Source organism: Brevibacillus fortis, assembly GCF_003013395.1.
Classification (GTDB): Bacteria; Bacillota; Bacilli; order Brevibacillales; family Brevibacillaceae; genus Brevibacillus; species Brevibacillus fortis.
Genome location: NZ_PXZM01000013.1, coordinates 1 through 26,377 on the forward strand (window position 1 = coordinate 1; position 26,377 = coordinate 26,377).

The window sequence follows — 26,377 nt, forward strand, 5'->3', positions numbered from 1 at the left end:
AGAATATTTTACAGACTCGATAGTCCCTTCCATTTCTATTGCCTCATACTCAAAAATCAGACGCTTCATGCTCGGTAGCCTGTCCTCCGAATAACCCGACTTTCCCAAAGCAGCTATAATGTTTTGTAGGACTCTTTTCCACTCTGAGCTAAATGATTGTTTTGTTAATGTAACACTGCCGCTAGTTTGTAATAATTGCTCTGTTCCTCCTATTACTCTGCCCCACTCGGCTTTTATCGATAACTGTGTATTATCCCATGACAAATGCCATACATTTGAAAATGAATTTGAGGCCCAGTGAACAGTTTTTGTACCAGAGACTTCTATTCTTGTTGCTTCTAATATATCTAAAATATCATCAATCATAATGCTTATATCATATTTATAACTAAGCATTATGGGATCATAATTCCATGAAATTATAGTAACTTCATTTACAAGAGGGAAAGCACTCTCTATTGCATCTGATAATGTTTCTGCTTCACTATCCAAAATTCCAGTAAACCTTGGACAACTTGCTTGAATAATGAATGACATCTAGAAACCTCCTTGAATTTATTCTGGGGCCGGATATCCATGAAAAGTACCTGTACCATTATTTCTAACCCACATTCTTGTTGCTTTTACAGTGGTTCCATCAGGCATGTGTACAACAGAAGTTGAACCGGATGGAAGATCAAACCAAGCCCCTTGACCCTTTTCCAAAGTACTGGCTTTTGTTGCGGCATATTCTAAATCCGCTTTACTCCATTGTCCTTGGGCTATTCATCAGGGTTACTCTCATCCTTTATGTCCTGTTGTAAAGCAATTACATCCAATAAGTTTTTTTCACTAACCTCGCCTCAACAGTTTTAACTCCCAATCTTGCCGCTTTGCTAGCTCTAGCTTTTACTACCCCATCAACATCAGTTGCGTAGGTTATTCTTTACTTCAAATGTACCCGTGAAATTGCTTCACAACCAACCTGCCATTCTATCGGAATGAATAGAAATTTGGTTTCTCATAGAGATTTGTGTCTTTTTACTTTTGTAGCCCCCTTACTACTGCGAAGATCGGAGAATAACAAGAACCCCAAACGAGTAGTTGATTACTTATCTGGAGTTAATTGCATTTCGTACACCTAACCTCTATTCCCTTTGTACGTATATTTTTCTGGATTCTTTACATAGGCACTAGATATTACAAAATCAGTTGTTTCAAATGACACTCTCACTGTTCCAGTTGCGTTAATACCAAGTTGACAATAGCCACTCGGCCAGTCTAATACTCCACCTAGATGATATTGATACTCTTCATACGCTAAAGGCTCTCCCCAGCTTTTCGTTAATTTTAAATTTATGCCATTTCGGATCTTAATAAAGTCATTTTTTTCTGGATGGTATACGGAAACATCTAACAAACCAGATGTCACACCTTCAAAGCTGATGGTCGAAATTCCAGATACATAGTAGTCCTCATTTTTTTGTGTTCCGCTTAATGATAGACCCCACACTTCAATTTCTATTGACTCAGGTAATTCTCTAAAGCAGTGAAAGAATAATGTTGATTCTGTAAAATCCAATTGATTAAACAATTCACCTGTAACATCAATTATTTTTCTAATTTTACTCACTCATTTCTTAATCAAAATGTAATTTATATAATGTAATCTGTTTCAAAGTTTCAGGATTGATAGCTTTACCACTCGTTGTAAAACTAGTTAGTAAATCATCCGCCGGCTTTCCTTTATACATTAGACCAAAACCAGCATTCCTAAGTTCTTGCTCTGTTGCATTAAAGACTTTTTTAAAATCCTTATTACCATAGTTACCCACAATAGTAAATGTTCCACCTTCTTTTAAAACTCTAAACGCATCAGATGTTAACGGATCAAATCCAAAAGGGCTAACAGACACAATTGCATCAAAAGAAGAGTTCTGAAAGGGTAATTTATTTGCATCTGCAATAACATTTACTCCTTTGCCTGCTTTTATGTCCACATTAATTGCTCCAACAATCGGGTTATTACCTGATGCTAAATTCAATAGTTTAAACGTTGACGTGGAAGGTACTCTTGAATATTTCATTATACTCGATAACGTTGAAGCTCCACCTTTATCAGGAGCAAAAATACTTCGACCCATGCCGTACAAAGCCTGAACTATTTGCTTATCAGTACTTTCTGGATTACTTAGAACCCACATAGCTTCACTTGGTGTTAAATCTCTTGAGTCTTTCCAATTTCCATTGCTAGGTGCCACACCTAGACCTTGTTCAGGTGCATGCCCACTAGGATCAACAAACCTCAACGGATTATTATGCGTATACGTATACCGATTCAAACTCAGCGGATTATCCACTTGCCCCTTATACGTATCCTCCATGATAAAGCGCTCAATGGATAAAGGTTAGGTGGCAACATTTCCGCTACCACCCTGCTACTACGCCACCTGTTCTGTAAGGACTGGCATTTTATATTCCGTCTTGTTCTTCATCATGCTGTATATGATATTGACCAATTTACGCATGACGCAAATAATCGCTTGCCACTTGGTTTTCCCTTCTGCCAGCTTTCTTTCGTAGTATGCATGGTAAACAGGATGATTGGGTTTCTTCGCCCTTGATACACCCAGTTGCCGAATGGCAAGGTTATAGAAGATATCATACAAGCTACGGTTGCCTAACTTGCTCTTTTTACTCTTTTGCTTGTTCCCTGAACTATGCTGAACGGGTGCAATTCCAGCGAAATTAGCTAACTTGTCAGCACTGGAAAAACGTGAAATATCGCCAATCTCCGCAATTAATTCCGCCGCAGTGACCGTACTAATTCCGTGCATGGTCTCTAATTTGTAATCCAGTAAGGCAAGATGCTTCGCCAACTCTGTATCAATTTGCTCTAGCTGATGGTCTCTGGCGATCAAGTCCCGAACCACATTTTTAACAAGAAAATCATTGACTCCTTGATAGTCTTTCGATGTGTCTCCATCTTGCTGTACGAGAGATAGAATGTCCTTTGCCTTCTTGGTAGACATGTAGCGATTGCTCTTCTTATACAGAAAGGTAGCCAATTCATCCACACTTACCCCACGCAAACAACTCGGAGAAGGATATTTCAACCAGAAAGCTAATGCCGTCTTCCCATCTACTTGTGAGAAGAATTTCTTGTAACTTGGATAGTGGTAGCCTAGCAATTGATGAAGCTGTAACTTGATTCCTGTTACAACACTCACAATGTTTTCTCTTCTTGTGACAAGCTGTGAGATTGCATAATAAAGGTCATGTGGATTTGCAGTCGGCAGTGTATCCAAGTTGGAAATCAAGATACGAGCCACACACTCTGCATCCCACACATCTGTTTTCTTGTTGTTTGGACTGCTTCTGCGCATGGATACCGTAAGGGCAGGATTAACTGCTTTTACTTCATATTTATTTTCAATTAGAAACATAGCCAATCCTCTTCCGTAGCCCCCCACATCTTCTAAGCCAAACATAGGGGTCAAGCCTTCCTTCTTGGCTAGTTTTTCTACTTGTTGCAGAAACTTCGGAAACGCTGACGGCTTGTTCTCGAATTGGATTTCGTCTCTCTTTTCATGGAAACAGGTCATCATCACCGCTGTATGATGACGTTTATGTAAGTCTACTCCGATATATAGGTACTTCAATTTATGATGCAAAAAGACTTCACCCCTATCTTTGATGAGTAATGATGTAGAGAAAAGAATGCCAGCACCCTCCGAACAAGCATTATTCAAAGATGAACACGCACGGATACGTTAGCTCGTACATTCTTTTCATGTCATTATCGTTCTATCATTACGGTTGTAATTTGGTGCTAGACAATGCCTTCGCTAAACGGATTTGCAGCAAGTATTCTCGTTGATGTAATTCCACCTGAAAGATGGCTTTTATTATTTCCTCTATCGTAGCGATGTTAAATACAGCGTTCTCTTGTTGAACATAGTCAAAAATCAATTGTGTACCTATTTCGCATGTCTGAATCTTATCAAGAGAACGTATCTCTTCCTGTTTATAATGAGTGAATTGAGCTTCCACGTTCGTTCCTCCCGCTACATAATGGCTTGGTGAAGTCCATTTGCTTCAATCTGACCGTAGCGGTAGATACCCCTGTAGAAGGCTTCACGATCAATGATTCGTTTGACCTGTACCTTGGTAAAAGACTTACCCTGTGTCGTTGTATACCCTTCTGCATTCAGTTGGATAGCCAGTTGGGAAAGTGACCAAGTGGGATTCATTTCACGTAAAGAAAACAATCTCCGCACCGTCTCCGCCTGTCTCTCATCTATCTGAATGGCCTTCTGCCCTTTCGTTGCCGTATATCCGAAAGCAACTCCTCCTCCTGCATATCCTCCTTGTTGCGCTTTCTTTTTTCTTCCCCTCCCTAGTTTGAGCGCTATCTCCAAACGTTGGTATTGATCGAGTAATTCCATCATGCCATTGATTAGAAAATCATTCGGGTCATGGGCATAAATACTATAGTTGGGCTGCTCAATTGCTTTTACGTCTACGGAGTGCCGTTTTAACTCTCTTTGAATGAGGACTTTCACCATGTCGGCTCTCCACAATCGTGAGGTGTTGAGGACGATGATATGGCTTACTTTTTGATAAGTAAAACTGGATAAGAGTTCTTGTAAACCTTCCCGTTCAATAGTCAATCCATCCTCATCCACTTTTGCTCCACTAATCCCCTCATCCTTGTAGATGTTCAGTAATTCTAGATTATTATCCAGACAATAACGCTGAATCTCCTCTACTTGGTAGGCTAGACTATACCCATCTTTTACTTGTCCTTTTGTCGATACTCTGACATATCCCACTACTTTTTCCATACTATTCCCCTTCCCGTTACAGGAATTTGAATCATTGTAACGCCTAGTAGATACAAAATAATTATATATCGCTTAGCAGATACAATCAACGACCTTTTCCTCGTGCTAAAATTGCACGTATAATGGATAAAGAATGTTCACGGGAAAGAAGGACTCAAAATGCCTATAATTGTAAAGTTAAAAGAAATCCTTGATCAGAGAAATATGTCTCAACGAGAATTGGCAAGACTCACTGGTCTTAGACCGAATACAATCAGCCATCTCTGTTCCAGCCAAGTAGATAGGGTTCACCTTAGTACATTTGAAACGATCTGTAAGACATTAGATATTGAGTTGCATGAATTGCTGGTGTTGGAGGGAGAGTAATTTTCCACCTCAAAACTTAATCGCCTAAAATCCAACCTACCTACGGGACTAGATGTGTAATGCCCCTATTCCCATGTCCATTCACTATATAGAGATGTAAAATACCCCCGAATGGCAGCAGGTTGTATCGATACGGTATCGTAGGGAGACACATTTTCTTTGTAAGGACTGCTCTATTTGCTTATTTTTCTTTATTAGTAGGCTCTGTCCATTCAAAATTTATCCAAAGTTCTATAATTTTTATCGTTATCGTGTTAACAACAATACGGTGTGAGTGGATGTCTTCAGCCCTGAACTGAATCAATAATCTCTAACCTTTTTAACCGTCCCTTTTTCGGGATGGTTATTTGCTTTGCCAAACTCCTACGATTAGGAAGAGTGGATGTTGTATAAATCGCTCTTATTCCACTTTCTTGGAACAAATTTTTGATCATAGTGAAACCTAGATAGGTCTCAATCTTTGATATTTCCTCCTTGTTTTCCAAAAGCCATTCATAGTCAATCGTTTCCACATTTTCTGTATATGGTAATCCAGCAAGTGTCTTTTGGGTTATGTAGGTAAAAAAGGAATGAGTGACGAGATGAATGGCTCTCTTCTCTTTGGTATATTTCTTCATGTCATTGTCGCTTGGTCTAATTTCTAATCGCAAAATTCCCTTGGATTGCTCGATGATCTCCTTCGGTTCCTTAGCTCGCTTACATTGCTTGTATTTATCGTACAGAATGACTCTGCTACTCTTGTTATAAAATTCTACTGTTTCGTCATGATTATAATTTCGCGTATCTTTATAGGGCATTTTCCCTTTGCTCAACTGACGAACATACTCCCCTGTTCGATTCCCAACATGGAAATTGCAGCATACATCTAAACGGGTAATTCTCCAATCTTCATGGGCAATATGGATACCGAATAATTGCTGTAATCGTTCTTGTACTCGTTGAAAGAAGGCAGGAATATCTGATTCGTTGAGTGCTTTGACATTATTTCCATAAAGCAGCTTAGGAATGGAAACTTGAATCGTTAAGGTTCTGCTCCCATCTTGATATTTGATATATGGAATGATCTCGTCTTGCATTTTATATGTGGTTATGACACCTGTTTTCTGATTACGGTATGTAAAAGATGCAAGGTTATATTCTCGTAATATTTCAGGTTGAATAAATAGGGAACTTACTTTCATTTTGATGGAATCAAACAATTATATACTCTCCTTTTTACTATAAATTTTAATATATTAAATATGATTTGGCATGTTATAACAAAAGATAGCAACTCATACGTTTGTTCACCTCCTTCATCGATTTACAATAAATTTTTAGTTTTATCTTGTTTCCCCAGAGGAATTACATCCTCTAGGTGCGTTACTCGTACAATGCAGCAATCATGTCTGGATTTACGAAGTCTTTTAATCCCCACCACAAATACTCTAGCTTGTTGCCATTCATTACTTTGCTTACGCCGAACCGTTCACATATCTCATAATACTGCTCTTTTCCGAGTTCAGCATCACGTTCTAGCAGTTGTTTTCCCATCCAGATCATCCCGCTGCGTTGAATCGTTTTCACTCGTAGATTGTCCAAACCAAAGTATTCTTCTAATGCATGTAATCTCCCATAAATCAGATGAGGACTGACTTGTTCCATATGAACATTTCTTGTCTTGGCTGGCCTGATTACATAGCCTGTTTCAATTAATTCACTTGTTTCTTTGAGATGATCTCGTCTCATCTCCCCATTACCTTTGAGATATTCCTTTTGCTTGATTGCGCCATTTATTAATTTCAGACACTGCTCGGATATTTGAATTTCTCTTGTTTCTTCTTTATCGTTAATCAATATCAATGTTCGTTTCTCATCATTGACTTGTTCACGTTTTAGATTGCGTAGTTCACTTACCTCTCTTCCACCCGCACCTTCGAATAACAGGGAGAGAATCACTGAATCCTGATCGTTATTACATTGGTCAATAATTGCATCGATTTCTTGCTTCGTAATAAATTGTTGATGGGTGTTTCCTACCATGCTCTTAAACCATTCTTTTGAAACGGACTCCAGTGGATTGGTGTCCTCTCTAAGCCCCTCTGCCCTTGCCCAATTCAAGTAAGCAGATATCGTTCTCCCAGCTGTATTAAGAGAGTCTCCTGTAGAAGCTTGGAAGCTGTGCAGGGCAGTTTCAATCTCATCCAATGTAAAGTGGAGCAAATCCTTATCCTTTTCCACTTCGAACTTCATTGTCAGGTTGAAAACTCTTGAATAAGCTTTTTGGGTATTTTCTTTATATCCTTGAAGAAAGGCTGTTTTTGTTTCGGGGTTAAACATGGTTACACACCTTTCTTATGAAACAGGAATACTATAAATTTATAGTTCGACTTCCTTGAATTGATATTACTATAAATTTGCATTTTAAAACAAGACTTTTTTACATCATCTATGAAAAAAAGAAACCCCAGACGAATGTTAATTACTCGTTTGGACGTAACGGAATTATAATTCTGTATTTTCCTCGCGATTCGTGGGGTCCATAAATTGTTTATTAACGAGGTTGGTTTTGTTCTGCTAGATTGCTATAATAGCTAGCCTTTTCAGTAGCTAGCTCTGTTGCTATTTGTAGTTCGGCACTGCCAGAGTGTCTAAGTTAGTCTGCATGTTGCGGTAATTCTTACCTCTTCTCACATAGACCTCTTATTTCCTTTACAATCGCCTCATACTCGGTTTATGCCAGTGCAATTGAACCTCCCCCTTTCACTACTACTTGTACTTGTTTTGCGAATTGCCTATTTCTACTCTGATTTTGAGCATGCAAAAGGCCTATTCCTCCTCATCATTTAAGTTGGAATAAGCCTTTTAAAGTTTCTCAAGTGGTTTGGTTTGTTGGTTGAATTGTACGATCTTGTTGTTGGAGTTGTAAACCCAGTAAATTAATTCCCTCTAACAACTCTAGTCTTGACTATCTAATTTGGCGACATATGCAATCTCTCTCATGAAAGATGTTACAGCATGACAATTTTCCAGATCATCCTCATCCAACATCGACCAATAATAAATAGTATTCTTATGAATACTAATATCTTGAAGAAGATGATATCTGATCAGACTAGCCGAATTCTCCTCAGCCTTTCTTTCTACTATAGCATCATTGAATGATGAAATAATAATAATCATTAAAGCAAATTTTTCGTCTACGTTTAATTCGATATTTTCATAGGCGTATAAGAATTCGGTTATTCTTGAAGAATCCGACACTTCATATTCCCAGTCTTGTGAAAATTCATCAGGAGCTGGTAATTTAATTTTCTTGACAAGACCTTCAATAGCACTCTTAGTAACATACTCCGGGTATACATTCTCCATGGTTATTGCTCCTTTTTATTATTTTCCTATTCCTGAAGGATGAGCACTGCTATATGGAAAAGCCGACCTAATTCCACCATCCTCTTTCACTATCACTCTAGCCATATCAGGTTTTATTTCAGTACCATCTGGCAAGTATCCTCTTGATTTAATAGATGATGGTAACGGAACTTCATGAACACCAGGGCCCTTTTTCGCCACCTCTGCAAGAAAATCTGCCGCACTGTTCTCATCAAGCCATTGGCTGATTTGATGTCCCTTTCCTCTGGCTCTATCTATAAGCTGATTTGGCTTTTTCTTAGCACCGTGCTCTGAAAAAGTATGACCATACGTGGGAGTACTTTTAGGATTTCCCCATCTAAAATTATTGGCAGCTTGTCCCGTCCCCTTAGACGTATTTTTCAACGTCCCCGCCGCTAATGCACCGGTGGCAGGAACTGCCAATCCTAAATCAGGTACATCTCCTGCAATTCTTTGTGTCCTCGTAGCACCAATTTGAAATACAACCTCATGAACTTCCTGCTTTAAATTTGCGGGTACAATCGCCTCGACTGCTTCATCATAATCTATTTTGTGAGCGTCAGCATAAGTTACTGCTCTTCCTCCCCAAGACATCACAAGATCAACGTGATTACCACCAAAATAACCGCCCGATGTTTGATCTATATAATGCCCACTCGGGTCTATAAATCTAATTGGATTGTTATGCGTATACGTATACCGATTCAAACTCAGCGGATTATCCACTTGCCCCTTATACGTATCCTCCGATATAAACCGCCCGATCTTCGGATCGTAGTACCGTGCACGCAGGTAGTAAAAACCACTCTCTTTATCGTACATCTCCCCCGCATACATAAACGGGTTGGAAATCGTTTCCTTGACCTTATCCGCAATCAAGTTACCCCAAATATCATAGTCATACGTATTCAAGATGTTACCGTTCGAATCCTTGATCTTAACAACATCGCCGTGGCTATTGTAGTAGTAACTGCCTTCGAGATTCGCCGCATAATCCTTTCGCCAGATCAACTGGTTACCGAATACATTCCGCGCCTTCACTCTACCATCCTGCGTCAGCTCTTCAATCACTTGCCCATTCAGATAGACGTAGTTGGTCGTATCAGTAACACTGCCTGTCTGCTGCTTCGTCGCCCGCAATCCACCTGGGTAATACGTGTACGTCGTTGTCCCTTTCTCATCCTTATACTCCTGCAAACGATTAAACAAATCGTGCTTCATTTCATAGGAGCGCAAGATGTCTGCCGGAGCGTTTGCATACACTTGGCGGTTGCCGCGCTTGTCATAAGCGTATTGCTTGATGTTTCCCTCGACCGATTCTTCCTTGATCCGGGAAAGCTTGTCGTATACAAACAATCCATAATTCGTACCGGAGCGCTTTTGACTGGTGATATTCCCAAACAGATCGTAGCCATTTGTCTCATTCCAGCCATCGGCATGCTTTAAGGCTGTTTTCTCACCAAATGAGCTAATAGATTGCTGCATCGCTGTCGGTTGTCCCGGATACGATACAGCATTGCTTTCTCCTGAGTTACTGATATCGTACGTGTACGTGGTCGTTCCCACTCCCGGGATCGCCACCGAATTTAATCGGTTTGCATTGTCATAGGTGTATCCGACACTTAGAGATGGCGCTGAACCAGATACCGCCCCCCTTGCTGGATATACGAGTGTATCTATCGTATCGTCGTTGTCGGAATACAGAAGCTGGTAATCCTTGCCCATCATCGTTTGGCGATTCTTCCGATGGAATCCATCGTAGCCATAGCTGATAGAGTTTCCTGTGTGATTATTTTCACTCAGAAGCAGGCCAGATTGTGGATCATACACCCGGTCTTCATAGAAAGAAGCGCCGGAAGAAACTTTCTTTAACTCATGGAAAGGCGTGTAGTCATAGTTGAATGTGACACCGTTTTTGTCCTTAAAAGTTTTTACAACGCCACTTTTCTCATAGGTGTACGTCTCCGCTTTTGTTTCCGGATTCTTTTCGGAGAGCTTCCACGACAGGCTATTGTAGGTATACTCTGCCGTAGTCGTGCCATTCTCCAATACACTGGTGAGATTGCCTAGTCCATCGTACCCGTATACATTTACGTTATTTTCAGGGTCCTGCAAATAAACTAGGTTGTCGTTATGATCGAAGCGCATACTCCACGCTTGGGAAGTCTTGCCGTCCGAGATTTCTTTATTGGTTACTTTCCCGAATCGATCCGTCTGGTAGTTCGTCACGCGATTGTGACTGCCGCTTTGGGTCGTCTCCTCTGTGCTCTCCACTTTTCCATACAAATCGCGGTATGTGGTCGCGATAAAGCCATTCGGAGAGAGCGTTTGTTCCGTCAAACGCGGTAAGTATCTTGTTCCATCCGAGTAGGCATTGTTTCGATGTTGTTTAGTCGTTCCTAAGGAATTCGTCGTTTGGTACACAAAACCGTCCCAGTCATACAGGTACGAGGTACTTTGCTCCTGCTTCCCGTAAGGAACCGTGCGGCTAATCTCCATTCCATCTGGTGTAAACTCGTTTTCTACCAACGAACGCTTCGCACCTGTCGTGCCCACCTGCTCTTGATAGGCGGGATCTCCATATGGGGTGTAGTAAGTGATGAGTTTCGATTGATCCGGAGCAATTTTCTCAACGATGCCCGGTCCATCTGTACTCGATCCAGAGGCCTCGCCATCCCGATACACATACGTAATCGTTCGTTTTGCGCCTTGATTGTGAAAAGTCTCCGATAATGGTCGGCCTAACTCATCGTAATCGTACGTAGCCTTGCTTCCGTTCGGATAGGTCTGGCTTTTGATTTGGCCTTTGTCATCGATTTCGTAGGAGAAATTCAGCACATCTGACCTTCCGCTTTCCAGCTCGACACCTGCGAGTGCGATCTGCGTGGGCTGAATTCCGTATTGATCATAGGCGGTAAAGGTCTGCGTTCTTGTCTTACCTGCGCCAAAGTTCTCCGTTATCGAATAAAGCTGTTTGTTTGTGTACTCATAAGTCCGTTCAACCGATTGACTCTTGGGAGTATTGATTAAATTGGCAGGGAACGAGTTGATCTCCGTTTCCTTCCTGAGCAAATATTGATCGTTGTACTCAAATGTCGTATTCGAATAATACGGATCACCGGATGCCGTCGTTGATTGTGTTCTGGCCGCCTTTAATACAGAGAAGGTCCGGAAGCCCCATGGATTCAGAGCCACCTCATCATGCGTCCATGTGCTCACAATCCCGTCTGGCGCAATCTGCTTGATGAGTTGTCCATAATCGTTATATTCCAAATACGTCTCTTGAGCGTAATTGTTAATCTTGGCAGCATACTGTGCGCGATTGGAAACATTCGGGTCTTTCAAGTAGTGATTGTACACATCCAAATCGCTAACGGCAGATGACGGTTCGAGAAAAACATATTGATATGTCGGCTTTGTATTCCGACCTGAGTAGGCGTAGGTCGTGTACGTAGTTGGATTGTACTCGACCCGATACTTCGCGCCAGATACATTCGTTCCGCCTTTACTAATACCTGTCGTCTTCTCACTTCTCAGCAAAGGATTTCCGTCTTGATTGACCTTGTACCGTTTATTTTTCGTGTAACGGGAAGCCTCAGATTCTGTGACATGAATGGTATCCCCATGTCGATCCGTAAAATTCTTCAATCTGGGCAGCTGTTCCTTTGGTACCTTCCATATCTCACGGAAATTGCCGTTATCTGCATAGGTCTTTTCCAGCTTATACGTATTCGTACCGCTCGGCGTTTTCTGCGTATAGCTGTACGATACTTTATTAACAGGATGGTAGGATACATAGCTTAAGGTATACTTGTCTTGAAAAATCCGTACGAGTCCGTCATTGAAGGTAGTCTGACCTAATTGATAGGGACGGTAATCGTAATTGATTTTTAAGCCTTGCAAGGGATAGGATGCTTCTTGCATGAGCAAGTAATCGATTTCCGTGCGCTTGGCTACATCGGAATCCCAATACTTCGCTGAATCCTGTAGGGTTTGATCTGTAGGCAGCTTTTCCAGCGTATAGCTTTTGTTTAAATTGAAATAAGCAATGCCCTTCGTTTTCGGATCATGATAGGCATACCGCGCCATTGTATACGGGCTGCTTCCGCTCCCCGCTGCCGGCAGGACTTCTACGCGGACGAGCTGATGGTAACCACTCAATGCGAACTTTCGTTCAAAGTGGTAGCGAATGTGCTTGAGAACGGTGGTCTCTGTCTTGTCTTTATAGACAATCAAATCCTGCGTAGTGTCGTTTTGCTTTCGTTTCATCACCACATAGCGGCCGACACTGTCTTCAATGCTAACTGGCTCTCCATCGCTATTCAGGTTGTACTTGATCGTGTCCCCATAAATATTGGATTTGACTACCGTTCCCAACGTGACATCAAACTCGTACTTCAAATTACGGTAATGCAGCGTATACTTCCGATTCACGTTGTCAATCGTGAAGAAGATGTCTTGATACGGATAATTCACAAACTTGTTGAACCGATATTCTAAAGATGTGCCGTCTTCTAAGGTAATGTAATACCGATTACTCGATGGATCCTTATCTACTTTGGTAGAGTAGATTTGTTGACTTGGATTATAGGGGTCGTCCCTTACCGTTACGGCCTGCTCCCGACTGACGATATCCAATCTCGGCATATTAAAATCCCAGCCGGTTGCAAATTTCTCATTGGCCTTCAGTGATTCGTTCTTGGAAAAGTCCTCATCCCAGCTTGGTACACTAATTTTACTGCTCAAGGAGTGGTATCTACGTTTTACATCCAGGTCCAGTCCATGCTTGCCCGGCAAATAGAGATCTTGCTCTACCAGGTTCGCGGCACGATATAGATCATCGACGGATTGCTCTGTTTTTGATCGAGCAAATCGAAACTCCTGATCCTTTTCGGTGTATTTTACCGGAGGAGGCGTAGTGGATTGAACCTCCATCTGTTCTTCGAGTTGCTTGATTTCATTCATTTTAGATAGAACGAGAGGGGTTAACCGCTGCAAGAGGTCTTTGCTTTCCTGACTCAGATTCTCGAATTGGGTGATAATCTGCTCAGTGGAAAGACGTTTGACTTCTTCTTGTTCCTCTGCTGTTAGTAATTGCAGCAACTCGGAATAGAAATAAGCTGCGTATTTCAACAATGCTCTGTCAAAACTGCGATGAATTTCAATAACCGTGCCAGTGTCTAACTGCGTCCATGTAAGAGAAGAAATATCCGTTTCCGTGTATTCAGTTGGATTTTTTGCCTCTCCCTTGTCATTGGTGATTGGCTCGCCCATGGATTGTTGAATCTCTTCGATTGCCGTGTCGGGTGTTGCTGCTTCCGCACCTGACGTTACATGAGAGATGGACACGGGGGAGGATTCATTTGCGAAAGTCGTTCCAAGCGGTAGCATCGTCGTGCATAACGCAAGACATAGCACATAAATCATGAGTGATTTTATGGAAAAATGTTTCATAATGCCTCCGTTAGAGATATTCGTCCCCCCATGATGCGAAGGGGGGACTGCATGAACATGGATTAGGGTACAACCGTAATCGTTATCGTTTTAAACTGTCCGCCGTAATACACCCTGGCTTCTGTTGTTCCAGGATTCATCCCATGTACAACGCCTTTCACGATAAATCCAACCCTAGAATCTACCACCGAGTAAAGGCCTTGTGCTGTTACATCCAGCGTACTGCCGTCCTCCAATGTTGCTGTGACCTTAATCGGTCGGGTGCTGCCAGCTCGTACCTCCACCTTTTCCAAATCCACATGTAATACGGTTCCTTTCGGTGGAAGCGTCACTGCATGCTTGACACTTTTTAAAATGTTTCCATTCTCATCATGAATGAACGTTACGGATTCTACGCCATTTTCTTTAATCGCCTTGATCCGATTGTTTTGATCGTAAACGTACTCATACAGAGTCCCACCAGGGAGTGGAGCAAAAACGGTAAAGGAAACACTTACTGGATAGCTCTCGGAATTGGTCAATTTGATCGTGTAGTTCCCCATCCCCAGCTCATAATTGATTTCTGAAGGAGTTGGCGTCTCTTTAGGTGTTACAGCATTTCCATTGGACAGTACCGTGACAACCGGATATTTATGTGTCTGATTTTTCAATTGTGTCACCATGCGATACTTGCCAGGAATAGTCGTATTCATGGTCATTTCTACCGTTTGACCAGGCTGAAGCGTAATTTCCTTTGGTTGGTTAAAGGTAAAGGCCTCTCCCCCCGGCTTTGCCAGAAGCGTAGCGTAGAAGGAATCGTTTGCGACAATCTTTACATAATAGGTTTTTCCTGCAACAAATACGGGGTTGACTCTTCCATTCGCTCCCGCCGCAATCTCCTCATGTGGCTGCAAGCTGGCCGCTTTATAGACGGATAGGGTTGCAATTGCAGGTGAGCCCGAATCGTTGTTTAACGTGAATGAATAGGTTCCATTTGTTCCAGCAACGATTTTCATGTATTTCGCCTCTTTTGCAGGGAAATACATCCGCACTGGGCTATTCTCGACCATTCCATTAAAATTACCTTCCGCCGGCTTCGTTTCGACCGTAATTGAGCTGCTGTAGCTGCTAATACCGGCTGAAGTATACGCCCAAAGTCTAATGGTATACACACGCGCAGGCTGAAGACCCGTAATCGTATGATTAGTAACGTCGCCTACCTTTTTAATACCGCCGCCATCGACTTGGACTCCGTAGTCAATGGCACCTACAGATGGGCTCCAATAGATTTTGAGTGAATTGGTTTCGGCCTCCGCGTTCACGATACTTGGAGCATCCGGCTTGTCTTCTACCGTTAAGCTTCCGCCGTAATAGGCTACAATCGGTTCTGTCACTTGGATATTTTCGTACGTACCTGATCCGATTTCACGCCCGGTCCAGTTCAGCTCCCACTGACCGGATGTTCCAGTTGTCGTGAAATTTTTGGCAGGATCAGAGAGGTCGACCTTGGCTGCAATCATTTCTCCAGAGCTAAGCTTCGTGTATGTTCCATCCAATGTAAAAGTGTCATCAAGGTCCATGACTCTTTTGGCAACCGGCGTATAGATCACGATTTTCGGAAGTGCCTCTACCAGTCGAACGGAATAGTTAACAGCTGGTGTCCAAGCTCCCCGGTTATCCTGCGCCTGCACTGTCCAGTAAATGGTTTGTTGCAGCATATCTTTTGATAGGGGGAAGGAATATCTGCTAACAACCTGTCTGTTTTGGGAAGCCTCCGGGATCATCTCTTCCTTTTCACCAAGCTCGTTTCCACCTGGCGTGAAGCCTACTCGTAATTTTGTCGCAACGATTTTGTCCGTGACATCATTTTCATTGAGCGTATAGTTGATAAATCCTGTAAGCCCTCTGTCCAATGTGACAAACTCCGTACTTTGTACGACTGGAGCTTGATTGGCAGCCAAAACACTGAAATTCAGCTTCGCCGTGCCACCATAAACATAAACAGGAGTCTTCGGCATAATCGAGCGAATTCGGGCTTCCACTCGGGCATTTTTCTCGATCACACTTGTATCAAACACGTAGGAACGTGCTGTGCCTGTCAATTTTTCGCGGATCGTTGAGGTGACATGCCCACCTTCGCTAATGTAAATGAGCAATTCTTGTGATTCAATTTTACTTGCGTGCCCACCGTAGCTTGCGTAATCCCAGGTCAGGGAAACCTTTTCTCCTTTTGAAATTTCGGTTCCATCGCTCGGAGATTTCCACTTTGCGACAACCACGATGTCTTCCTTTTCGGCTTGTGCTCTCATGTCCAAGGTGAAGTCTACTTTTTCGCTGAGTGATCTTCCGGACTTTTGATCAACGGCCCAGACACGAAGTGAGTACAAAACATCCGGTTTCAGATGATGGGTAGGCAGGTTGTACAAAAATGGTTGATGCTTTTCCGAAGCCGTAAATCTCGTCAACTCTTGTGGATCCTCTTCATCCAGCTGGTACCAAATGTTTACTTGATCTCCCATATTCGGGTCCATGGCAAAACCTGATATCGCAACAACATCTTTGCCATCAACGGTAGAGACCGCTGCTCCCACAGCGGGAGAGGTCAAATAGATTTGGGGAGCCGCATTATCGTTAACGGCGTTACTCATGTAGGTTATTTCAGGTGTCCATTTCAGTAAGTCGCCGATGCTGCTTTCTTTTTGATCCACTTGAAACAAGAGCGCATCTCCTTGCTCTACCTCAAGTTCTGCTTGGATTTCCACACCAATCTCATCGTTGAATTCAATGGATTGCCAGCCAGTGGACGGCCAAATTTGTTCATTATTTTTCAGCAATCGGACGTTTACTCCATCGCCTTCATCAACTTGAATTTTGGAAATCCAACCGCTGACCTGGATCTTGCCTGATCGTGGTGCTTCCCATTTGATGACAGGGTTTGAGCTGCCAACTCTTATCCATGTATTCCCGATGGCCGTATCGTGATTACTCTTCCATTCTTCTGTTTGCTTGTTCCACGTCAAATCAGTATGACGATCCCCTGACACCTCTTGATAGGACCAACTGTCCTTGCCTTGCTGATCTGAAAATTGCAGCCAATAGGTGTACTTGTCATGAATCGGTTTCACTATCGTGATTGTCTTTTCCATGCTGGTTTGTTTCCCGTCTTTTTCCGTTACCAACACAGTCAGCTGATGTTGTCCCAAGTCCAGATCGTCCACTTCTAACAGATACGAAAAACCTGCTTTTACAGGGGGTGCCTCTGGGTACATTCGCAAAATATCCGGTCGTTCCAGTCCATATTTCGCTTCACCCACTGCAACGCCATCCATCAACACTTCGATTTTTTCCACTTCACCGGAAGTCATGAACCAGCCTGTTAGGTTATAGCTTCCACTAATCTGTTCATTCTCTCCTGGAGCATCAATCGCACCTGTCGTCAGCAAAGGGCCGCCCTTTACATGAACAGGCACTTGCTGAACGATGCCAGCAAAGGTCACGGACAGAACAGTATTCCCTGGCGATAAGCCCGTTATCACACCTGTTGCGTCAATTTTCGCAATGGCTTGGTCTTGAATCGTGTAGGTGACTTCGCCTGTTACTTCCTTCGTACTCTTGTCCCGATAAGAGGCAACAACAGTGAGAGAAGCAGTCTTTTCTTTCTCCAGATCAATTTTGGAAAGATTGGTAGTGATCCCTGTTACGGGGCCAATTGTTACTTCTTTATCGAAGACGAGACTTTCTACTCCCTTTTTGTTGGTTACTCGTACAGTTATTTTGTGCTCTCCTTCAATGAAGCGGATTGTATCGAGCTGATACTGAAATCCTGCATTTGCATTTTCATAGCGCGGATACAGGGCAAAAATGTCTGGGCGAGGCCCGCCATATACTGCTGTTCCTTGTAGCTGCCCATCCACCCACACTTCTATTTTGGATACACCGTCGGGATCAAGGAGCCACCCCTGAATCGTTGTAGTTCCTCCAATTTCTGCTTTGTCCACCGGAATATCGATCTGTCCTTTTGCAACAAGTGGGCCAGATTCTGTTTCCGTCACAACCACTGGAATGGTTAGGGTCTGACCTCCATAACTGACGACAATCTTGGTCATTCCCACTTCGATTCCTGTGACGATCCCCAGTGGACTCACGTGGATCACATTGGAATTTTCGTACGAATATACGGCTTGTGCAGTCACATCTCTTGGACTTTGACCAGTTGAAGTTGCGGAAATCTGTAGCTTTTGCATCGATGATTTTGCTAAGCTGATGCCTGATTCCGTATGCTTCAAACTATCCGCCGGAGCGACTTCTCCCACCACAAAGCTTTTCTCTTCTAATGGGTATTGTTTTCCTTCGCTATCCGTCACCACGACAGAAACCGTATGATTGCCTGCTTGCAAATCGGACAGATTCACCGTGTAGCTGAATCCAGCATTAGTATTCTTATAGTCTGGATGCAGCAGGGCAATGTCAGGACGTGCTATACCCGAATTGGCTTGTCCGACTTCTTTTCCATCAATAAAGATGTGATAACGAGAAGGCATAGAAGGATGCAAAAACCAGCCCGCTATGGTGTACGTACCATTGATTGTCGCGTCATTTACTGGCGTTTCTATTTCGCCGATTGCTTTTAGTAGTTCTGCTGCTGTAGTAACGAGCGGTATCTTGATACTCTGATTTCCATACTTGATCGTTAGGCTCGTATTGCCTTGCGCTAGAGCCGTAACCAAGCCGTCTGGACTCACTTTTGCAACAGATGGATCTTCTACAGTGTAAAGGGCTAGCTTCGTCACATCTCGCTTGCTCTGGTCCTCCAGCTCTGCTTTGACAGTGAGTTGATGTGTCTTTCCTTGAGGTAGCTGCAACTCGGCGATATCTACGTGCAATCCGATTGCCGGTAGCAATTCGACCACCTGAACGGTTCTTGACCCCAGTATCGTTTGATTTCCATCCTTGGCTGTTCCGCGAACAGAAATGGTATGCTTGCCTTTCTGGAAAAGACCCGTGTCGAGGCTGTAATGAAATCCAATGTTGCTACCCGGTAAAGAAATATCGGTAATCTCTATTTCAGGACGCGGAACACCATACGTGGCTTCACCGATGACAACGCCATCCACCAACACTTCAATGCTCGAGACGCCGCTTGAAGCGATAAACCAGCCTGTTACAGGGTAGACTCCGCTAATCGTCGCATTATCGAGAGGACTGTCCATCCCTCCTCGGGACAGACCAGCAGCCGCTTTTACCGAGATCGGTATGGTCAGCGTTTGTCCCTGATAGTCGACAATGAGCGCGGTTTGTCCGATCTGGAGACCTGTGATGATTCCGTGATCGGAAATACTGGCAACCGTAGAATCCTCAAGGGTGTACTTCACTTCTCTTGTTACATCTCTTATTTGGTCGTTCAGCAAAACAGCCGAAATGATAACTTGCTGTGTATTTCCTTGAGTTAGTTCGACCTTGCTAACATTTGCAGCTATACTCTTGGCTGGTTCTGCACGCTTGATGGACACGGGGCGCTCTGCCAGAACCTGCTCTTTGCTTTCCTGATTCACAGCCATCACCGTAATGGTGTGCTGTCCTTCCATTATTTGGGCCGTATCTAAAAAATACTGAAATCCTGAAGTAGCATTTTGATAAGCTGGATATGCCTGCGCAATATCAGGTCGCGGTTGCCCGTAAAGAGCTTCCCCTACTTTTTGCCCATCTACATGGATCTCTATTTTTGATACACCTGCTGGATCTAAATACCAGCCTTTTATGAGAGAGGCTCCCGTCATTGTGGAATGATCCGCTGGACTCTCTACTTCCCAACGCGGTATAAGCGAGATTTTTTCCTGGATCGTGACAGGAATCGTGATGGCTTGTCCTTCATAGCGAATCGTAACAATCGCTGTTCCCATTCCTGTTCCTTTTACGAGACCAGTCGGCGTTACTGTTACGATACTTTCATCCGAAGACGTGTATTCAGCCAGCGTCGTGACATCTTTTAACGTTTTATCTTCGAGAATCGTAGAGACAACGAGCTGATGCGTACTCTCCGCGGTGAGCTCCAGCTTGGAAACATCCGCATGAAGGCCCTCTACTGGCTGCTTATTGCCAATATAGAACGTATTCCCTTCGATAACCGTCTGCTCTCCATTCGTGTTCTGAATGGCAAGCGTAATCGTATGCAATCCTACGGCCATTTCTCTTGTGTCTAGTTTAAAATGAAAGCCTGCGTTTCCATTTTGATACGCTGGATACTTGGCCTCAATATCGGGTCTGGGGTCACCATAGGTTGCTTCTCCAACCTTCATGCCATCAATTGAGATGCTGATTTGGGAGACGCCTGCAGGATCTAGGTACCATCCCTTCATCTCATAGGTACCGACAATTAATTCACCATTTTCCGGGGTATCAAGACCACCACGCGGGGTCAAAGGCACCTTTTCACTAACAACTACTGGAATTTCGATCGTCTTGTCTTCAAACGTTACGATCAATCGTGTCTCACCAATACCAGTCGCAGTCACCAGTCCTGATGGGTTTACTGTTGCGATTTTTTCATCGTTGCTGACATATTTCGCTTCCTCGGTAATGTTTTTGATCGTGTCATCTGTCATCTTCGCTTTGATCTTCAAAGGATAGTTTTGCCCTACGGAAATGGCCAGCTCTTTACGAGAAGATTCAATCGACTGGATACCCAGAGACTCTGTGCTTCCTATCTCCATAGCTTTTTCCAGGTTCACCAGCCCTTTGCCATAATAACGTGGCTCTCCTAGAGGTGTTGCACTCTCGACCAAAATATCCCGGATTTCATCGTTGGTTGCCTTTCCCTTCTTCGACCAAATGACTGCTGCGGCACCTGCCACATGAGGAGCAGCCAAAGAAGTACCCGAGCGCAATTCATATCCTTGGTGAAGAGAAGTACTTAAAATGTCCACGCCCGGAGCCATCAGATCCAACCCCGTGCCTACACTTGAGGTATCCGCACGCTGGTTATCCCGATCAATGGAACCTACCGACAACGTTTCCGGATATTGTGCAGGGAATAATTGGGTATCCTCCCCGAGACCTCGATTGCCCGCTGCTGCAATGACCAGAATCCCATGTTCATTCGCCCTTTTTATCTGGTCATGCAACGCGCGACTATCCACGGCCCCACCCGCACTGATCGTGATGATATTCATGTCATTTTGGATGGCCCATTCTATTCCCTGAATCATACTCGAATACTTGCCATGACCTTTTTCATCCAGAACTTTGATCGAATAGATTTCCGCTTCTGGCGCGACTCCCACAATTCCAAGATGATTGTCTTTGCCAGCGATCACCCCAGCCACAGCGGTACCATGACCATGGGCATCATCATAATCCGCTTCACCTTCTACATAGGAAATGCCGCCACTCACTTTCAAATCTTCATGACGAGAGGTTCCTGTATCTAAAATTCCTATCTTCACATTTTTACCTAAGTAATTTTTGCTATGTGCATGATCAGCACCTATATGCTCGACTCCCCATGGGATCTCCTGTTTGTCTGACAGGTCGATCTCTGCTAACTCTGTGTCACTGTCTTCCTCTATGTACGCTACATTTCGATCTTGAGCTAATTCTTCCATTTCGCTTTCAGTTAAAGTAGCCACCATAATTTTGGAACTGAGTTGTTGCACAGACGTCCCCTGGATGGCGCTCCTTTTTGTTCGTTTACTGTCCTTGAAACCAATCAAGTATGTTTTGGTTTTTTCAGATGCGCGCGCCTGCTCAGGAATCGTTTGCAAAAACAGTAAAGAGAGCAATATAAATACGTTACAAATACTGATGGAACGGATGAATTTACTGTTCATCATGCAACTCCTTTTCTTATGTAAAATGAATGAACCTTTCATTAACGGATCTTTCTCTACGACTCCCCCCAATGCCGGTTCAAAACCGAAAGAAAATAAGTACAAGTAAAATTATTGAAATATTTATTAAACACACAATTCGAATTATAATGAATCCCTTATTTTGGATCAATAGGAAATAACGACAAAAAAAGACGTTCTTAGACAAGAACGCCTTTCTCCTTCCATTATTTATCCCCTCATCTGCCCCGCAATCGTCAAATGCGCCTCACCTGCTACACGAATAACAGGCTCCTCGCCAGATCGATCGACCGTAACATACAACTTCCCTGGCCGACCAATCGCATGTCCTTGCCCTACGACGAGCTGTGTCACTTTGCCAGCAAGCAGCAACTCTTCCAACGCCAGATAACCTGCCAGTGCCCCGTTTGCAGCACCTGTTACGGGATCTTCCGTAATCCCGATAGCAGGCGCGAAATCCCTCGTATACAAGTCATAGCCTTCAGGCGCATCCCACGTAAACAAATGGGTGGTGGTGATGCTGTGTTCTCTGTTCATTTCTGCGAGCGTTGAGAACAATGGCTGTGCTGCATCGATCGCCTGACGGGTGCGGACTGGAACGAGAAGATGCATATTGCCAGTGGATGCGAGCTTCATCGGATAGCGATCGTCCAGATCTGCCGGTGTTATGCCAACCAGCCTCGCTACCTCTTCTCTGCCTAAATCGATCTCCTTCACAGAAGGCTTGATTTGGGTCATTTCCACGCGCTGTAATTGACCGTCCTCGATCACCAATTGAACAGGAATTAACCCGACGTTTGTCTCAAACACGATACGGCTCCCCTTTTCCAACCATCCGCGTTCTGTTGCCAATAGCCAAGCAGACCCCACTGTCGCATGTCCGCAGAAATCAATCTCAACCGTAGGAGAAAAGTAGCGAATCCGAAAATCTGCTTCTGGATGGTCGGATGGCATCAAAAAGGCAGACTCAGGAAGATTCAACTCATTGGCAATTTTCTGCATTTGTTGTAAAGTCAAAGTACCTGCTTCCGGGATGACTCCTGCGGGATTGCCTGCAAATGGCTCTCTCGTAAAGGCGTCCACATGGTATACGCTCACATGATTCATGGTTCATTCTCTCCTTTTGTTAAACGAATGCTTCTCTTGCTTTTCATCTTAAAGTGATGCAACTGCGCTGTAAAATGAAGCTTTCGCATACCAACCATGATAAAAACTTCATGAAAGGAGGAGCTCCATGACTTTGTTTCAAATGGAAGTCCTTGTAGCTGTCACGAATACTGGTAGCTTCACGCGAGCAGGAGAACAAATCGGATTGAGCCAGTCGGGTGTGAGTCATACCATCGGCGCACTGGAGAAAGAGCTCGGCATCTTCTTGTTCACCCGCAGTCGCAGCGGGGTTAAGCTAACCGAAGCTGGCGAAAAAATCGTCTCCTCTGCCCGGACCATATTGGAAAACGTCTCTCTGATAAAACAGGTGGCTGCTGAATCAAGCGGGCATTTGGAGGCAACGATCCGGATCGCTTCTTTTCCTAGCGTAACCGCTCAGCTCCTGCCAAAATTGCTGAAGTCGATGCAGAGTCACTATCCGCATATGCAAACAAAGCTATATGAAGGAAGCTATCAAGAAATAAAAGAATGGGTTCGCTCAGGGGTTGTCGATGTCGGTTTTCATGTGTGGCCCGATGACGAGCTGGAGGGAGTCCTGCTTACGACAGACGCCCTGCATGCTGTCGTGCCAGCCAATCATCCTCTGGCAAAAGAGCCCTCTCTTACCTTGGAGCAATTAGCCCGCGAATCGTTTCTCATGCCTATGGCGGGATGTCACTTGTTGATTGGCGCTGCGTTTGCCAATGCTGGGCTTACGCCAAATGTTTCCTATGAAATCGCTGATAATACAACGATTTTAGCAATGGTAGAAAGCGGTGTTGGGGTGACAGTCGTTCCGTCACTGACTCTACCCGCGCAACTACCCGATGTCGCTGTCATAGAAATCACACCGCCTCTCTCTCGGCAAATCGGCTTGGCTGTGCGCTCGCTTCGGGAAGCCCCACCTGCCGTTCAAGCTTTTTTGCGGGAAGCAGAGCGCATTGCACCCACACTATAAAAAGGACGTGCTTCTTCGTTGAAAAAATGGCTCATTCTACTACTCGCTCTCTCCGTGATCAGCAGTGTCATTTTAGGGATTACCATTCAAGCCGGTACGTTGGTGCCATTGATTAACCAGAGCTTTTTAATCGGTCTTTTCCTGTTGATCGTTGGGAGTATGGCCGTCGTGACACGCTCTGGATTTTTCACTATTTTTCTGCGCGGATTCAAGCAGCTGAAAGGGATGTTCTTTCGCAAGCCTCGTATGATGGACAGTGACATCGTTCAAGCAAATGACCCTGCATTCGAGGAAAAGAAGGAATCATTCATGCGAATCGGAACCTCACTTTTTCTCACTTCAGGCACTGGACTAATTGTTTTCTCGATCGTTCTTACCTGTTTCTACTATATATAATCGCACAAGGAAGGGCTGTCCCACCGATTGGGAACAGCCCTTCTTCCTCTCTTACGACTCTATTAAATGACAAGCCACCCAATGCCCAGGTTCAGCCTCTTGCCACTTCGGCACTTCTTCTGCACAACGAGGTTGTACGAGTGGGCAGCGTGTGCGAAAACCGCAACCACTTGGCTTGTTGGCTGGACTCGGCAAATCTCCCTGCAAAACGATACGCTCTCGCTTCACCGTCGGATCAGGTACTGGCACAGAAGAGAGCAAAGCCTGCGTATAGGGGTGCAACGGACGCGCGTACAGCTCATGGCTCGATGCAAGCTCGACCATTTTGCCCAAATACATGACGCCAATCCGGTTGGAAATATGTTTGACCATGGACAGATCATGCGCGATAAACAAATAGGTCAAGCCGCGATCATGCTGCAAATCCTCCAATAAATTGACGACTTGCGCCTGAATCGAGACATCGAGTGCGGAGATCGGCTCGTCGGCAATGATAAATTCCGGCTCCACTGCCAACGCCCGCGCGATTCCGATCCGTTGGCGCTGTCCCCCACTGAATTCATGCGGAAAACGCTGCGCATGATCCTTATGCAAGCCTACTAGATGGAGCAGCTCTGCCACACGCTCTCGTCTCATCCCCCGATTCAAATGGTGGATGTCCAACCCCTCTGCAATGATATCCTCTACGGTCATACGCGGATTCAGACTTGCTTGCGGGTCCTGGAAAATCATCTGGGCATCCCGATTGAACTGCCCCGCTTCTTTTCCCCGAAGCTGATGAACATGCTTCCCTTTGAACAGCACCTCGCCATCTGTATGGTCATACAGGCGAATAATGGTCCGACCAAGTGTAGACTTCCCGCAGCCACTTTCTCCGACCAGTCCAAATGTCTCCCCTTTGTTGATCGTAAAAGAAACACCATCGACTGCTTTCAAATCAAATCCCGTTCCAAGCGAAAAATACTTCTTCAAATCACGAACATCAAGCAAAGCTCCTGTCATACCCCCTGCCTCCCTGCTGCCACCAGCTCCTCTATTCGTGGTGCCCGTGGATCATGGAGCCAGCAAGCCGCCTGATGTCCCCGACCGAATTCGCTCGTCACGGGCATCTGCTGTTCGCATATTTCCATCGCAAAATCACAGCGGGCAGCAAACGGACAGCCAACTGGCGGATTGAACAAATCCGGAGGACTGCCTTCAATGGGAATAAGCCGTTGCTTTTCACCTTCATCCAGACGAGGGAGGGATCGCATTAGCCCCCATGTATACGGGTGGCGAGGATTCGCAAAAACGTCCTCGACCGTCCCAGTCTCTACCACCATCCCCGCATACATGACAACCATGCGATGAGCGATCTCGGCTACCACTCCCAAATCATGTGTAATAATCACCACCGATAACGCCTGTTCTTCTTGCAGTCGTTTGAGCAAATCCAAAATCTGCGCCTGAATCGTCACATCCAGTGCTGTCGTCGGCTCATCAGCAATTACCAGCTTGGGTTGGCAAGCAAGAGCAATGGCAATGACCACACGCTGACGCATCCCTCCGCTGAATTGGTGCGGGTACTGATCGATTCGCTTTTCCGGATCGGGAATGCCTACGAGTGAAAGCATCTCGATCGCTCGTTTTCGTGCTTCCTCTCTCGATACTTGGTGACTGCGAACGAACCCTTCTACGATCTGTGTCCCTACCTTCATCGTCGGATTGAGTGCGGTCATCGGGTCTTGAAACACCATGCCGATCTGCGTGCCACGAATACCCAGCAGCTCTTTTTTGGGCAGGTGACTGATTTCGGCGCCTTCAAAAACAACCTTTCCCCCGACGATTTTTCCAGGTGGATTGGGGATTAGACCCATAATCGCTTGAGCTGTAACGCTCTTACCACATCCACTCTCACCTACGATGGCAACCGTCTCCCCCTTGTCCACGTAAAAGGACACTCCCCGCACGGCTTGAACCTCGCCACCATACGTCTTGAAATTCACCCGCAAGTTATCGATTGCAAGCAAATGCTGATTCATCCTCATTCCCCC

Annotated in this window: 16 protein-coding genes and 1 pseudogene; 3 read left to right on the forward strand and 14 right to left on the reverse strand. The window is 44.4% G+C overall.

The genetic code is table 11. The annotated features are described in order from the left end of the window. The 6 genes and pseudogenes from C7R93_RS09830 to C7R93_RS09855 all read right to left on the reverse strand — a co-directional run. Positions 1-537, reverse strand: a 537-nt coding sequence (locus C7R93_RS09830) for a hypothetical protein (protein WP_106838637.1), incomplete at its 3' end; no start/stop codon positions are given. A 583-nt stretch (positions 538-1,120) separates the two neighbouring features. After that, positions 1,121-1,612, reverse strand: a complete 492-nt coding sequence (locus tag C7R93_RS09835) for a hypothetical protein (RefSeq protein WP_146142417.1) — start codon at positions 1,610-1,612, stop codon at positions 1,121-1,123. Positions 1,613-2,261: 649 nt separating this feature from the next. Beyond that, positions 2,262-2,378, reverse strand: a pseudogene (locus tag C7R93_RS31120) (RHS repeat-associated core domain-containing protein); the annotation flags it as partial. Between the two features lie 42 nt (positions 2,379-2,420). Then, on the reverse strand, positions 2,421-3,653 hold the full coding sequence (locus C7R93_RS09845) for an IS110 family RNA-guided transposase (protein ID WP_106838640.1): 1,233 nt from the start codon (positions 3,651-3,653) through the stop codon (positions 2,421-2,423). A 139-nt stretch (positions 3,654-3,792) separates the two neighbouring features. Beyond that, complete coding sequence (locus C7R93_RS09850; protein ID WP_007722200.1) at positions 3,793-4,032, reverse strand: hypothetical protein; 240 nt, start codon at positions 4,030-4,032, stop codon at positions 3,793-3,795. 14 nt (positions 4,033-4,046) lie between these two features. After that, positions 4,047-4,826 (reverse strand): recombinase family protein, encoded by a 780-nt coding sequence (locus C7R93_RS09855; protein ID WP_106838641.1) that lies wholly within the window; start codon positions 4,824-4,826, stop codon positions 4,047-4,049. Between the two features lie 159 nt (positions 4,827-4,985). On the opposite strand from C7R93_RS09855, the gene C7R93_RS09860 reads away from it, so the two are divergent. After that, on the forward strand, positions 4,986-5,192 hold the full coding sequence (locus C7R93_RS09860) for a helix-turn-helix domain-containing protein (RefSeq protein WP_047071214.1): 207 nt from the start codon (positions 4,986-4,988) through the stop codon (positions 5,190-5,192). 284 nt (positions 5,193-5,476) lie between these two features. Here C7R93_RS09860 and C7R93_RS09865 read toward each other — a convergent pair whose 3' ends face one another. The 6 genes from C7R93_RS09865 to C7R93_RS09890 form a co-directional block, all read right to left on the reverse strand. Further along, on the reverse strand, positions 5,477-6,391 hold the full coding sequence (locus C7R93_RS09865; RefSeq protein ID WP_106838642.1) for a phage/plasmid replication domain-containing protein: 915 nt from the start codon (positions 6,389-6,391) through the stop codon (positions 5,477-5,479). Positions 6,392-6,554: 163 nt separating this feature from the next. Next, complete coding sequence (locus C7R93_RS09870; RefSeq protein ID WP_106838643.1) at positions 6,555-7,511, reverse strand: phage lytic cycle repressor MrpR family protein; 957 nt, start codon at positions 7,509-7,511, stop codon at positions 6,555-6,557. Positions 7,512-8,129: 618 nt separating this feature from the next. Further along, positions 8,130-8,543: a hypothetical protein gene (locus tag C7R93_RS09875; RefSeq protein ID WP_106838644.1), complete on the reverse strand. Its 414-nt coding sequence runs from the start codon at positions 8,541-8,543 to the stop codon at positions 8,130-8,132. Positions 8,544-8,561: 18 nt separating this feature from the next. Continuing rightward, entirely contained in the window at positions 8,562-14,018 is a 5,457-nt protein-coding gene (locus C7R93_RS09880; protein WP_244191494.1) for an RHS repeat domain-containing protein, read from the reverse strand. A 62-nt stretch (positions 14,019-14,080) separates the two neighbouring features. After that, positions 14,081-21,823: a S8 family serine peptidase gene (locus tag C7R93_RS09885; RefSeq protein WP_106838645.1), complete on the reverse strand. Its 7,743-nt coding sequence runs from the start codon at positions 21,821-21,823 to the stop codon at positions 14,081-14,083. Between the two features lie 231 nt (positions 21,824-22,054). Further along, positions 22,055-22,951: a PhzF family phenazine biosynthesis protein gene (locus C7R93_RS09890; protein ID WP_106838646.1), complete on the reverse strand. Its 897-nt coding sequence runs from the start codon at positions 22,949-22,951 to the stop codon at positions 22,055-22,057. A gap of 127 nt (positions 22,952-23,078) precedes the next feature. Here C7R93_RS09890 and C7R93_RS09895 point away from each other — a divergent pair, with 127 nt between their 5' ends. Further along, a complete protein-coding gene (locus C7R93_RS09895) occupies positions 23,079-23,948 on the forward strand; it encodes a LysR family transcriptional regulator (protein WP_106838647.1) in 870 nt (289 codons plus the stop codon). Between the two features lie 18 nt (positions 23,949-23,966). Next, on the forward strand, positions 23,967-24,344 hold the full coding sequence (locus tag C7R93_RS09900) for a DUF3899 domain-containing protein (protein ID WP_106838648.1): 378 nt from the start codon (positions 23,967-23,969) through the stop codon (positions 24,342-24,344). Positions 24,345-24,395: 51 nt separating this feature from the next. Here C7R93_RS09900 and C7R93_RS09905 read toward each other — a convergent pair whose 3' ends face one another. Both C7R93_RS09905 and C7R93_RS09910 read right to left on the reverse strand, forming a co-directional pair. Then, positions 24,396-25,346, reverse strand: a complete 951-nt coding sequence (locus tag C7R93_RS09905; protein WP_106838649.1) for an ABC transporter ATP-binding protein — start codon at positions 25,344-25,346, stop codon at positions 24,396-24,398. Then, positions 25,343-26,365 carry an ABC transporter ATP-binding protein gene (locus tag C7R93_RS09910; protein ID WP_146142418.1) on the reverse strand — a complete coding sequence of 341 codons (1,023 nt, stop codon included), beginning with the start codon at positions 26,363-26,365 and terminating at the stop codon, positions 25,343-25,345. The genes C7R93_RS09905 and C7R93_RS09910 overlap by 4 nt, the downstream gene beginning before the upstream one ends. Positions 26,366-26,377 lie beyond the last annotated feature (12 nt).

Bases quoted from the DNA above. Each gene is read 5' to 3' on its own strand.
- C7R93_RS09860 (WP_047071214.1), top strand. From the start codon at position 4,986: ATGCCTATAATTGTAAAGTTAAAAGAAATCCTTGATCAGAGAAATATG.
- C7R93_RS09875 (WP_106838644.1), bottom strand. From the start codon at position 8,543: ATGGAGAATGTATACCCGGAGTATGTTACTAAGAGTGCTATTGAAGGT.
- C7R93_RS09895 (WP_106838647.1), top strand. From the start codon at position 23,079: ATGACTTTGTTTCAAATGGAAGTCCTTGTAGCTGTCACGAATACTGGT.
- C7R93_RS09880 (WP_244191494.1), bottom strand. From the start codon at position 14,018: ATGAAACATTTTTCCATAAAATCACTCATGATTTATGTGCTATGTCTT.
- C7R93_RS09890 (WP_106838646.1), bottom strand. From the start codon at position 22,951: ATGAATCATGTGAGCGTATACCATGTGGACGCCTTTACGAGAGAGCCA.
- C7R93_RS09855 (WP_106838641.1), bottom strand. From the start codon at position 4,826: ATGGAAAAAGTAGTGGGATATGTCAGAGTATCGACAAAAGGACAAGTA.
- C7R93_RS09870 (WP_106838643.1), bottom strand. From the start codon at position 7,511: ATGTTTAACCCCGAAACAAAAACAGCCTTTCTTCAAGGATATAAAGAA.
- C7R93_RS09910 (WP_146142418.1), bottom strand. From the start codon at position 26,365: ATGAATCAGCATTTGCTTGCAATCGATAACTTGCGGGTGAATTTCAAG.
- C7R93_RS09905 (WP_106838649.1), bottom strand. From the start codon at position 25,346: ATGACAGGAGCTTTGCTTGATGTTCGTGATTTGAAGAAGTATTTTTCG.
- C7R93_RS09885 (WP_106838645.1), bottom strand. From the start codon at position 21,823: ATGAACAGTAAATTCATCCGTTCCATCAGTATTTGTAACGTATTTATA.